General features: G+C 47.7%; 11 protein-coding genes and 1 pseudogene. 9 read left to right on the forward strand and 3 right to left on the reverse strand.

Translation table 11 applies throughout. From position 1 onward, the window contains the following. The first annotated feature begins 15 nt into the window (after positions 1 to 15). Both AB182_RS14310 and AB182_RS14315 read left to right on the forward strand, forming a co-directional pair. On the forward strand, positions 16 to 549 hold the full coding sequence (locus AB182_RS14310) for a DUF2975 domain-containing protein (RefSeq protein WP_047370683.1): 534 nt from the start codon (positions 16 to 18) through the stop codon (positions 547 to 549). A gap of 2 nt (positions 550 to 551) precedes the next feature. Next, positions 552 to 788, forward strand: coding sequence for a helix-turn-helix domain-containing protein (locus AB182_RS14315; RefSeq protein WP_047370684.1), 237 nt, complete (start codon positions 552 to 554; stop codon positions 786 to 788). Positions 789 to 1,237: 449 nt separating this feature from the next. Here the strand turns inward: AB182_RS14315 and AB182_RS14320 are convergent, their stop codons facing one another. Then, complete coding sequence (locus tag AB182_RS14320) at positions 1,238 to 1,582, reverse strand: aldo/keto reductase (protein WP_047370685.1); 345 nt, start codon at positions 1,580 to 1,582, stop codon at positions 1,238 to 1,240. Between the two features lie 245 nt (positions 1,583 to 1,827). Between AB182_RS14320 and AB182_RS14325 the strand changes: the two genes are divergently transcribed. The 4 genes and pseudogenes from AB182_RS14325 to AB182_RS14340 all read left to right on the forward strand — a co-directional run. Continuing rightward, the gene (locus AB182_RS14325; RefSeq protein ID WP_047373303.1) at positions 1,828 to 3,021 is read left to right on the forward strand and encodes a multidrug effflux MFS transporter; all 1,194 of its coding nucleotides are present in this window, start codon (positions 1,828 to 1,830) and stop codon (positions 3,019 to 3,021) included. Between the two features lie 236 nt (positions 3,022 to 3,257). Continuing rightward, the gene (locus AB182_RS14330; protein WP_047370686.1) at positions 3,258 to 4,109 is read left to right on the forward strand and encodes an aldo/keto reductase; all 852 of its coding nucleotides are present in this window, start codon (positions 3,258 to 3,260) and stop codon (positions 4,107 to 4,109) included. Positions 4,110 to 4,120: 11 nt separating this feature from the next. Continuing rightward, on the forward strand, positions 4,121 to 5,167 hold the full coding sequence (locus AB182_RS14335) for an NAD(P)-dependent alcohol dehydrogenase (protein WP_380081271.1): 1,047 nt from the start codon (positions 4,121 to 4,123) through the stop codon (positions 5,165 to 5,167). 521 nt (positions 5,168 to 5,688) lie between these two features. Next, positions 5,689 to 6,116 (forward strand): annotated as a pseudogene (locus tag AB182_RS14340) (efflux RND transporter permease subunit); the annotation flags it as partial. Positions 6,117 to 6,131: 15 nt separating this feature from the next. On the opposite strand, the gene AB182_RS14345 reads toward AB182_RS14340, so the two are convergent. Further along, on the reverse strand, positions 6,132 to 7,025 hold the full coding sequence (locus AB182_RS14345; protein WP_047370689.1) for a LysR family transcriptional regulator: 894 nt from the start codon (positions 7,023 to 7,025) through the stop codon (positions 6,132 to 6,134). 143 nt (positions 7,026 to 7,168) lie between these two features. On the opposite strand from AB182_RS14345, the gene AB182_RS14350 reads away from it, so the two are divergent. After that, complete coding sequence (locus tag AB182_RS14350) at positions 7,169 to 7,939, forward strand: SDR family oxidoreductase (protein WP_047370690.1); 771 nt, start codon at positions 7,169 to 7,171, stop codon at positions 7,937 to 7,939. Between the two features lie 98 nt (positions 7,940 to 8,037). Here the strand turns inward: AB182_RS14350 and AB182_RS14355 are convergent, their stop codons facing one another. Continuing rightward, positions 8,038 to 8,868 (reverse strand): SDR family oxidoreductase, encoded by an 831-nt coding sequence (locus tag AB182_RS14355; RefSeq protein WP_047370691.1) that lies wholly within the window; start codon positions 8,866 to 8,868, stop codon positions 8,038 to 8,040. Between the two features lie 428 nt (positions 8,869 to 9,296). Between AB182_RS14355 and AB182_RS14360 the strand changes: the two genes are divergently transcribed. Together AB182_RS14360 and AB182_RS14365 are read left to right on the forward strand one after the other, a co-directional pair. After that, positions 9,297 to 10,202, forward strand: a complete 906-nt coding sequence (locus AB182_RS14360) for a LysR family transcriptional regulator (protein ID WP_047370692.1) — start codon at positions 9,297 to 9,299, stop codon at positions 10,200 to 10,202. A gap of 514 nt (positions 10,203 to 10,716) precedes the next feature. Beyond that, positions 10,717 to 12,009 carry a hypothetical protein gene (locus AB182_RS14365; protein WP_139153704.1) on the forward strand — a complete coding sequence of 431 codons (1,293 nt, stop codon included), beginning with the start codon at positions 10,717 to 10,719 and terminating at the stop codon, positions 12,007 to 12,009. Positions 12,010 to 12,093 lie beyond the last annotated feature (84 nt).

Consider the following 12,093-nt stretch of genomic DNA (forward strand, 5'->3'; position numbering starts at 1 on the left):
TCAGGAAGGTTTAACGTGAAAGGTACGAGAAATAAAACCAGTCTGGCGCTCATAGCAGGCGTGCTACCGCTATTTCTGATACTGGTGTTAATTACACCTCTGTGGATATATTTCACTGGTGAGTCGTTTTTTATTTCCAGTATGCTTAGGTTCGCCGAGATTCAGAGCGATAATTTGCCAACCGCAACGGTATCGTCACTCAGGCAGATACTTTTGCTGCTCGCTCTTTATTTCCCGGTGGGGCTGTTTGCGTTTGCTATCTGGCAGGGTATGAAAGTCACGCGGCTGGTACGCCAAAGACAGCTCCTTACTCAGGAACTGGCGTACCGTATTCGCAGAATTGCAATGGCGATGCTAAGCCTTGGGATCGTCCTGCCAGTGTGCCGCTTTTTGATCCCTCTGGTCGCCTATTGGCCGGAGCATTTCTATCAGGTCACCCTGTTGATCGGGGATATTGTTTTGTTACTAGCGGGCGGCTTGCTGCTTGTGACGTTTCACTCACTGGTCGAAGGGATCAGAGCGGAAGAAGAAAATAAGGAGTTTATCTGATTATGGCTGTCGTGGTTCATCTGGACAAACTATTGGTAGAGAAGAAAATGACGTCCAGAGCGCTGGCAGCCTTTGTGGGGATCACCGAGCAGAATCTGTCGCTACTCAAATCCGGGAAGGTGAAAGGTATCCGTTTTGATACGCTGGCGAAAATTTGCGAGGCGCTGCAGTGTCAGCCCGGCGATATTATTTCCTGGCACCCCGATAGCCCACCAGCCGCACCGGATGACGCTAACTAACCGGCTCATTGAAAACATGAAGCATCATGTAAGACATCACAGTGCCATTCAGAGATGTGAATAAACGGCCGGATAGACGCAGAATGTTCGCAAAGTACGGAGCACACATTACGAGACTTCTTTGGTGGATTGCAGCAGACCAGGCTGATCCTGCCGCTTCGCCAGTTATACCGTTACTCCGTGCGGCCTGCCTCATTTGTAAACAGTCACCAGAGAACGCCCTTCTGACAGATAACGGTGTTAATAATCTCAAACTTCCGCAATGTCCGCTTTACACCCTGAGACATTCAACAATTTTTTATGGCTTGAGAAAGGGCGAGTTTCGCACTTCCAGGGCAAGCCAATATTCCGCTTCGTCATACCGGTTTTTAGTCTTCCAGTAACAGATCCTCACTGATATGAAGGGAAATTCAGATCAAGGCTGCATGGCCACGGGGTATGTCCGAATATCATTCGGACATTGAAAGCAGACCATCATCCAGACGGTTACCCTGGATCTTGATACTGGCCAACTGAGCCTCTATATTCGCCAAATCCTCTGCACTCAATTCAAGATCAATCGCTTTCAGGTTGTCATCAATATAGGCAACTTTATCCATCCCGGGAATCGGTACAATCCAGGGTTTTTGTACCAGTAACCAGGCCAGAGCCACCTGTACAGGTGCTTCCGGGTTTTGCAGGCGTGCACTGTTACGTAAATACAGCGTTAACTGAGCCTGACTGTTATCCAGTAAGTAGCGGGTGGCAATCCGGGCAAGAGAGCCCGCAGCCCCCAGAATCAGTACCTTTTTCATGCTTCCCCTTCCTCGTTTCAAATCACTGCGGACAATACTAGAAGAAGGGATTGTATTTGTATGTGGATTTATTTTGCATTCAGTATTCTTAATTATGGAATAATAAAGAGTGTTTTTATGAGAGACAATCGATAAAAGGCAATATTCATGAGCGCGCCTCATAACGCTTATCCCGCTTGCGATGATTATTAATTGCCGCCGGATCGCTATTATCGAACGCACTATCCTTTCTTATGCAGATATTTATGAACCGTTCTCCCTCCGTTAAGACAACCGGGTTACTTTTTATTATGATCCTCAGCGCCCTTATGGCGTTTACGTCCTTGTCTACAGATATCTATCTTCCCGCTATGCCCGTGATGGCAAAGGAACTGCAAGGTAATGCCGAATTAACGATTACCGGTTTTTTGATTGGCTTTTGTCTGGCGCAGCTCATCTGGGGGCCGATTAGCGATCGCTTCGGTCGTCGCCCTCCCCTGATAATCGGCATGGTGTTATTTATTATCGGTTCGGCAGGGTGCGCGCTTTCTACTGACATCACGCAGATCGTTTTCTGGCGCGTATTTCAGGCGCTGGGGGCTTGCACCGGTCCGATGCTGGCGCGCGCCATGATTCGCGATCTGTTTAGCCGTACTCGTGCCGCCCAGATGCTTTCAACATTAACCATTGTTACGGCGATTGCCCCTGTTGTTGGCCCACTGCTTGGCGGGCAGATGATTAAATTCGCCTCCTGGCATGCTATTTTCTGGTTGTTGACGGCCATTGGCGTATTTATGCTGCTGTCACTCTACTGGCTGCCGGAGACGTTGCCGCTTGAACGGCGCGTATCGACCTCACTTAGCGGTGCGTTCCGGACATATTATCGGTTACTCAGCAATGTGAACTTTATGAAGTTCACCCTTTGTCTGACGTTTTACTATGTGGCCATTTATGCGTTTATCGCAGGCTCTCCTTTTGTCTATATCACGTATTTCCATATTGATCCCCAGCATTACGGTTGGTTATTTGCCGTGAATATCGTTGGCGTAATGGGGCTGAGTGCGGTTAACCGTCGACTGGTACAACACTACCCATTGGAAACGCTCTTAAAAGGCGCCGTACTTGTTGCCGCTACAGCATCATTCGTGCTGGCGGTTGCGACAAAACTGAATGTCGGTGGCATGGCCCTGATTGCCTTCGCGATTTTCATCCTGTTTTCGATGAATGGCATTATTGCCGCTACAGCAACGGCCGCCGCGCTGGATGCGGCGCCGAATGCTGCGGGATCGGCTTCGGCACTGATTGGTTCACTCCAGTACGGCAGTGGCATCATTTCATCATTGCTGTTAGCGATGTTCAGTGATGGAACACCCCGGACGATGGGTTGGATTATCACGCTGTTCACTTTTGCCAGCGCAGCCATGGCGCTAACCACTCGAATAAGCCAAGCCGATCATTAACTATTTTGTTAAATAAGGCATCAAGCAGCCCCATCGCTGCATCGACGTAGCGTGGTCCCCAGTCGTCACCGAAAGAGTAGAGTGGCTTAATGACAAAAATATCCAGCAGCCATATAGAAGCAGTGCTCATCGTCTATTTATGAGTACGGCTAATTAGCCTTAGAACATTTCGCCCTCTAATCAAATAAATATGGCTGCGTTAAGCTCTTTTCACACCCTGGATTGAGGATATTTATGTGCAAACGGTAAAACTGAACAACGGTATTGAAATGCCCCTGGCAGGTTTCGGCGTTTTCCAGATGACGGATGCGGCTGAATGCGAACGCGCTGTGATTGACGCTATCGAAACGGGTTATCTTCTGATTGATACTGCCGCAGCCTACCAGAACGAAACTCAGGTCGGAAATGCCATAAAGCACAGCGGTGTTGATCGCAACGAGTTGTTTATCACCACTAAACTATGGGTTCAGGACGTGAATTATGAAGGTGCAAAAGCCCAGTTTGAGCGTTCAATTAACCGACTCCAACTGGACTATATCGATCTGTATTTAATCCACCAACCCTACAATGATGTCCATGGCGCCTGGCGAGCAATGGAAGAATTGCTTGCTGCCGGACGAATTCGCGCCATCGGCGTCAGTAATTTTCACCCGGACAGGCTTGCCGATCTTATCGCGTTCAATAACGTCATACCGGCGGTCAACCAGATCGAAGTGAACCCTTTTAATCAGCAACTTCACGCCGCGCCGTGGATGCTAAGCAGGCAGATCCAGCCTCAAGCGTGGGCGCCTTTCGCCGAAGGAAGAAATGGATTGTTTGAACATCCGGTGCTGGCGGCGATCGGCCAGAAATATGGCAAAAGCATTGGGCAGATTGTCCTGCGCTGGCTTTATCAGCGAGGCATTGTGTCGCTGGCTAAAACGGTCAAAAAAGCCCGCATGGAAGAAAATATCGCTATTTTTGATTTTGAGATAAGCGGTGACGATATGCAGAAAATAACCGCTATCGATACTGCAACGAGCACGTTTTTTTCCCACCGTGATCCGGCGCGAGTGGAGTGGATTGCGGACTGGAAACTGGATATCTGAGGTAGATCATGATCAAAACAGTAAAAGCGTTGGGTACCGATACCGCAAACACCCCCTTGCGGGAGTTCAGCATCAAACGTCGCGGATTATTAAATGATGATGTGGAAATAGAAATTCTCTACTGCGGCATCTGCCACTCTGATTTACACCAAGTCAAAAATGATTTTGGCGGCACCCATTATCCGGTTGTGCCAGGGCATGAAATTGTTGGCCGGGTGATTGCTGTCGGTGAGAATGTGACCAAATTTAAACTCGGTGATTTTGCCGCTGTCGGCTGTATCGTTGATTCCTGTGGCAAATGCCCGGCCTGCCGTCACGATCTGGAGCAATTCTGCGAATCAGGTACGACATTGTCATTTAATACGCCAGATAAACATCTGGGCGGCATGACCTACGGTGGATTCTCACAAACCTATATTTGCCGGGAAAGCTACACGCTGAAAATACCTGAAAATGTCGATCTTGCCGCCGCAGCGCCGTTACTTTGCGCCGGTATTACCGTCTATTCACCACTCAAACACTGGCGTGCCGGTGCCGGTAAAGTTGTGGGGATCCTGGGAATTGGCGGGCTTGGACATGTTGCGATAAAAATGGCAAAAGCGATGGGCGCTCATGTTGTGGTCTTTACGACATCGCAGGCTAAAGTCGAGGATGCGCATCGCTTAGGCGCGCACGAAGCGGTGCTCTCCTCCGACGCAGAGCAAATGACCCAATATGTCGGCAAACTGGATTTGCTTTTAGATACCGTATCGGCAAAGCATGACGTTAATACTTATCTGAAATTATTAAAAATTGATGGTTCCGTTGTGCTTGTCGGATTACCTCCAGAGCCAATTGAAATTTCCGCATTTAATGTCGTAAAAGGCCGTCGTAGCTTCTCAGGCTCCAATATTGGCGGCATTGCCGAAACACAGGAAATGCTTGATTTCTGTGCCGAAAAAAATATTACTGCGGATATAGAACTGATTGATGTCAGCCAGATAAATGAAGCATTCAGCAGGCTGGAAAAAGGCGATGTAAAATATCGCTTCGTTGTAGATATGACAACATTGAAATAAGCAGCGTCTTGCTATGCAGCCTTCGGGCTGTTTTTTTGCTGTATCTATCTGCGACGCAAGCTCCTCTTATTACTCACCTTCAACAATAACGGCAAGTTTAGTGATGATAATTACATAAAGAGTTTGTAGAATCTTTTTAAAATAGATTATTTATGCTTTTTATTCATAGGTGTTTGCAGTCCGGCTATCTTAGTCTATCGCGCTGAACCCGTTATGATGGCTTCGTTCCGTCATATTGTTAAAAATATTACTTACGAGGCTCCACATAAAACGTACTGTATTTATTTTCTCCGCACTTTTGTCTCTGTTTACCATTAGCAGTTCATAGCAGTCCCCCACTCGTTCATTCTCAATGAAATGCAGTGTTCGGCCTCGAAAGTATCGCCGCTTATATACCAAAAAGCGTTTTTAAATAGCCCTGATAATGAGAGTTAAATATATTGAAAAATGCCCGGGCGGCAGTCAACCAGGCTACTGCTCCGTCACAGCTCGCCCAGACGATGCTTTCCAGCTATCGCACACTGCTCGCAACGACCCTGCGTGGCCTCAATAACGACATCTATTTCGTTATCGGTCTGCTGACCATCATCGGTTTATCGGCGAAGAATGCGATTCGGATCGTTGAATTTGCCAACGACATGATGGTGAAGAAAGGTAAAGGCTTAATTGAAGCGACGCCTGAAGCGGCACACATGCGCCTGCGCCCGATATTGGTGACTTCGCTGGCCTTTATTCTCGGGGTTCTGCTCTGGCATTACGCCGTGGTGCCGGATCTGGCGCACAGAACGCGGTCGGGACTGACGTCATAGGTGGGATGATCGCCGCCACGATGCTGGCAATCTATTTTGTCCCGCTCTTTTTCGTGGTAGTTCGCCGCCGTTTCACCGGCAAGCGTATGGCAGACGATAAAGGTGAAGAGTCATTAACCCTGGCGCCGGAGCACTATTGATCCGGCGTTTATGCTTTAATCTGTATGGCGTAACGCATCAATCATTAAAGCAAAGGCTGGTGGATGCTGTTTTCGGCTGGGATAGTAAAGATAATAGCCGGGAAATACCGGACTCCATGCCTGCAAGACCTCAATCAAGGCCTCTGATTCAAGCTGTTGCTGAATCACATCCTCAGGGACGAATGAAAGCCCGAAGCCAGCTTCTGCCGCATCGATTCTTTCAGACAGATGATTAAAAGTCAGTTGACCATCAACCTTCACCTGCAGACGTTTCCCATCCTTTTCAAACTCCCACTGATATAATCCTCCCAGCGTCGGAAGCCGCATATTAATACAACGGTGGTGCCGAAGGTCGTGTGGCGTATCAGGAATACCATAACGAGTAAAATAGTCGGGCGAACCCACCACGACCAGCCGCAGGTCAGGCCCGATGCGAACCGCAACCATATCTTTATCGAGGCTTTCTCCCAGACGAACGCCCGCATCAAAACGGCCTTCCACAATATTCACAAAGCCATTATCAACAACCAGTTCGACATTAATCTCAGGGTATTCGCGCAGGAACGGTTTGAGCTTTGGCCACACCAGGCTTTTTGCCGCATGCTCTCCGGCCGAGATACGTATATTCCCGGCCGCCACGCCGTTAAGCTGTACCAGTTGTTCGAGCTCCTGATCCAGCTCCGTCAGACGAGGCTCCAGACAAGCTATGATCCTTTCCCCCGCTTCAGTGGGCGCTACGCTACGCGTTGTGCGGGTAAGCAGACGGATGTTAAGTCTGGCCTCAAGCGCCTTCATGGCATGGCTCAGCGCTGACTGAGAAACGCCAAGTTTAGCCGCCGCCCGGGTAAAACTTCTCTCCCGCGCCACGGCCAGAAAGAGATGGAGTTCATTAAAATTTTCTTTAAGCACGCATGATCCCTTAGTGTCTTTGGCTAAAACATTAATGATGAGAAGGGTTCATAGACGCAATCATTTTAGCCCCGTTACTCTCAATAATCACAGTTGATACACTTCATCACAGTGAAATTTTCCGTTTATGTAAAAGGTTCATAATGAAAGTCTTAATTGTCGGTGCGACCGGCAGTATTGGTCGTCATGTTGTAGAAATGTCGATAAAAATGGGCCATCAACCTAAAGCCCTTGTCCGAACCCAACATAAAAGCAAATTGCTCCCACCGGGGGTTGAGATTATTTATGGAGATGTCTCTGTCCCGGAAACATTAACCGGCATCGGTGATGATATTGATGCCGTTATTTTCACCCTGGGCTCCGATGGTTTAGGACGTATCGGGGCTCGGGCAATTGACTATGGCGGAGTCAGGAATATCCTGAAACAGCTTGCACATCAGCATGTCAGGATCGTGCTTATGACCGCTATCGGCGTGACTGAAAGAGAAGGTTCATATAATCGCCAGACGGAAGCACACGACTGGAAGCGACGCGCGGAACGTCTGGTTCGCGCCAGCGGTCATCCTTACACCATCGTCAGACCTGGTTGGTTTGATTACAACAAACCGAATGAACAAAAAATCGTCATGCTGCAGGGAGACAAACGTCACTCAGGCACACCGGCTGATGGCGTTATTTCCCGTAAACAGATTGCCCGGGTGCTGGTTTGTGCATTAACAGACGACAGCGCTACGAATAAAACACTGGAACTTATAGCCGAGCAAGGAAAAGAGCAGCAGAACCTCACTCCGCTTTTTTCCGCCCTGCAACAGGACCGCGCAGGTAAAAACGATGGTATCCAGGATATAGATAATATGCCCGTGGAATCAGAGCCTGAGTGTGTTATTCGCGATCTTAATAAGGTGGCACAATAACCGGGGCATCATAAAAAAGCGGTATCCCTTTCACATTTAAATCTTCGCGACAGGATGACTACGCGGTGACCATCGTGTCGCGGGAAGAATAAGAGGAATCAATGCGGGCGTAATTCACCATATTTGTAAGACGCCGTTGCGCCGCCATCAATCAGCAGATCGCTGCCGGTGACATAAGTGCCATTAGGCCCAAACAGAAACTCCGCCAGCGCACCAATTTCATCCGGTGTGCCGCCCCGGCCTGCCGGCGATTTTGCCAGCATATTGCGATAAAACTCGCCACGCTCTGCGCTGTTAAGCTCGTCATAGGCCAGCGGCGTAAAAATGATCCCGGCGCTGATGCAGTTAATTCGCGCACCACGCTTGCCCCACTTCACGGCTTCAGACATCACACGCAGCGCATTACAACGCTTGGATATCTGGTACGCGTATAAGCTGTCTTCAATGTCTTTCACCAGCGGCAACTCAAGCAGATCCTCCGGCGGCAACGTTGCTAATGCATCCGCCTGCGCCTGAGTCAGCGCATCAACGGCTAAGCGATGGCTGGACTGTGAGCCAATCACCACGCATGAACCACCGCGCGCAATCACGTTGCCAAACGCCTCAAAAAGCACGGCGGTGCCATACAAATCAACCCGGAGTAGCTCCTGTGCTTTGGCCTGCGAAGGAGAAAGGCCGGCCGTATGAATAACGCCTTTGATGTCACCTAACGCACAGGCTGTATTCACCAGCGCCTGCACCGACGCGCGAGAACTCACGTCGACAGTGGTTGTACTGACCTCAAAACCTGCACGAGACAGTGTATTTTCCGCCTGATGGGCATTCTCTGTTTTGATATCAGCCAGAAGAATATGTTTTCCGACGCTAACGCGTCGCGCGATAGCCTGCGCGATCGAGCCACTACCAATAACAACAATGACATCTTTCATTTTTATCTCTCTTCTAATGCAAACTAAAGAAGCATAGCGGCTGAACAAGCGTTGGTTAAGGCTGTCTGGAAACTTGCCCTTATGAGCCTTATTCATGAATAATCACGTTTTAATCCAGCGATTTCTTTCGGTTAACGCAGAATGTGGATGTACTGCATCCAGCGCTATTAATCCAGACGCTTCAGGACACGCGCTGACGAGCAACCGACAACAACATCAGATTCCATATCTTTAGTGACCACAGTAACCACACTCTCGCCTGCTGTTAGGCCAGGCAGCATTATTCCTGTCGCAAAGAAGGATTAACTCGTTTCGCCAGGTACATTATCCTTTTGCATTAACCACAAAACCATGAATAGTTTTTACTTTTAGTATTCCTGTTTTTGATACAGTAGTGGTATTAAAGGCATTGCAAAGGATATCTATAAATGCTTGATAAACTCAGTGCATTAAAGATTTTCTGTACTGCGGCAGAAACACTGAAATTTAGAGAAACCGCGAATCGACTTGGGCTTGCGCCTCAGAGGGTGACACGGGCCATTGCTGAGCTTGAACAACAGCTAGGTGAAGTACTCTTTCTGCGTAATACACGGCAAATGACATTAACACCTTTCGGACAACAATTCTGGCCTAAAGCAGAATTACTGCTTTCGGAAAGCGAAGCATTATTTGATGGTGCGAAGACCGAAAACAGTCAGGATATGACCGGTCGAGTGAGAATCACCTTACCGCCTCTCTTTGAAAATCAGAATATTGTACTACAGCTACTTCGGTCGCTCGAACCGTACCCTGAACTCACTATCGAGTGGCTGCCTGTTGATGCACATTTGAATATTATTGATGAGCAGATCGATATCGGAATTCGGATAGGTTCGATCCCGGATAACCGATTTATTGTTAAGGCAATCCGCCCTGTTGGCGTTCGTATTGTTGCTGCGCCAGATTTAATAAAGCGACTTGGGATACCGGACTCTATCCGCACATTGCAATATGGTTATCCTCTCAGCGCACTAAGCAATAGTAACTCCGGCCGGATATGGCCGTGGCAGTTTGCCGATGGCAGTTCCTTCTTTCCTACAAAACCAAGTTTTATTGCAAGGGATATCGGAAGCGAACTGGCTGCTGCCCTGGCAGGGAGAACATATAGCCAGCTACCGGATATAACCGTACAGCCATATTTGCAACGTGGAGAATTGATCAATCTATTCCCGGAAATGAACTACTCTCCCTATCAGCTATACATCTTTCGACCTCACCAACCATTGGTTCCTAAGCGTATTCAGGTTGTTTTTGATAGTCTGAAAAAAATACTGCATGATCTGTTCAGAGAGTAATGGCCTCCCCGCAGAGTAAGATAATATGCCTGACAGATGCTAATGATCGCCATTCAGGCAACCCCAAATCGGGTGTTTCAAATTTATTGATAAAAAAATCCGCGTTTCAGAATAGGGTGCAACCACATATCATACCGAGGACAACAGAGGCATTCGGCTCCTTTAAAATCAGAGTTAACCATTTGTTATGACTATATTTTAAATCACAACAGCTATTAATTTTCGGCCCTGTACCTTCTGTTATGTTCCCCATTAATTAATACATCTTATGCCCGCATGGCTATCGTTCGAGCCTCAGCAAAAATAACGTTTGCGGGAGCAGTGACAGCGCGATCCACTCGCATTCTGAAATGCGCAGCTGGTGTGAAAGGCTCCAATGTAAGGTGATGTATGGGCTTTCGGGTGGGAGACGTTTATCCGCGAGAGTGGCTATCTTTTTTTAAAATGGTGTAAACTTATGTAAAAAATAGTGTGCACCTTTATACACATATGTAAACAGAGGAAAGGGGCGTAAATGAAGAATCTCAGACTGCTTTCTGTCGCATTGTTTCCTTTATTATTAAGTGGTTGTTCTGTTCCCCCACCTGAAAAAGCCGAATGCGAATCCCGATTTCAACAATCCCAGTCTGAGGTGGCATCCAATAATTTAACTACCTATATTGCCGGGCGTGGAAGTATGTTGCTCAATTGCTCCACCAGCGGTAATGCTGAACTGGATCGTAAAGCCAGAGCATTCGATGATTCCGTATCGATACAAATGGAAAAAAACAAGCAATATAATTACCTCATTGCTCGAGACCGCTACGACTTTCAGCTCTCAGATTACAAAGATTATTCCCAATATCTTAATAAGCAATTCGACTGGCATATCAGGCAAGCGCAATCTTTTCTTCAGCAAGATCCGAAGATAGCCTGGCAGGCTATGTCTGATTTTGAAAATGAGGTAGCGAAGTATTACCGCGAAGCGGGTTCCGCTGAAGCAGAATACTTTCTGGCTAAATCTTACGCCGAACGATATAAGCTTGGAGAGCACTCTCAGGCATTGCTGGCAAAATTCAATGACGCCCTCACAATTACACCTTTTTCAACTGCATCAATGTACAGCTCGGCAACGAGTCTGGCGGATGAGACAGGAAACAAGAAAATAGCGTCAATGCTCTCTACCCAATTTCAGAAACTGAATGCATCATGGGGCAATATTCCAGATGAAAAACGGCGCTATGTCCGGGATAAGCAAACATTCCTGTCGGTAGCGGAAAAACTCAATGATCCCGTCAATACCCGGCAGAAACAAACTTTACTTGAGCTTGCAGGTATGCGTGACAGAGTTGATGCCGATAATCAACAATTTGCAGTAAGGCAAGAGCAAATAAGAGTACAGCAAGCGCAAGACAACGCGGAATTTGAACGAAATAAAGCGGTAGAAAATGATCGTGTTTATTCAGCGGTCACTGGTGCTACGATGGGGATGGTTAACGAAATTGCAGGAGGAGGAAACGCAACGCATGCCGCGCTGAATGCTACGTCTGATGTTGCCATTAATATCTCCAGCACCCCTGAACTGCTGTCAGATGCGAAGTCCGGTCTGAACACTTTGGCGCAAAATGAGAACAAATGCGACTTCTCAACACCATCAGGTTTTAAATATTGCTGTAAGAATAAAATCCGTGGCAAATTTAGCAGTACGCAGCAAAGCGATGGCACCATAGCATTGGGATGCCTGCATCCTGATAAAGTTGGGACAAGACAGGGTTGTACCTATGCAGGAGATAAACTCATTGTTAATTCATGCGTTATCTCCCCTTGATAATTGCGGAACGCGAAATAATTTATGATTCTGACAAAGGCGGACGACCCCATAATAGAGGAAGTCAAGTCCGCTTGTCGTTAT

Origin of the sequence: Phytobacter ursingii, assembly GCF_001022135.1 — a bacterium.
Taxonomy (GTDB): Bacteria; Pseudomonadota; Gammaproteobacteria; order Enterobacterales; family Enterobacteriaceae; genus Phytobacter; species Phytobacter ursingii.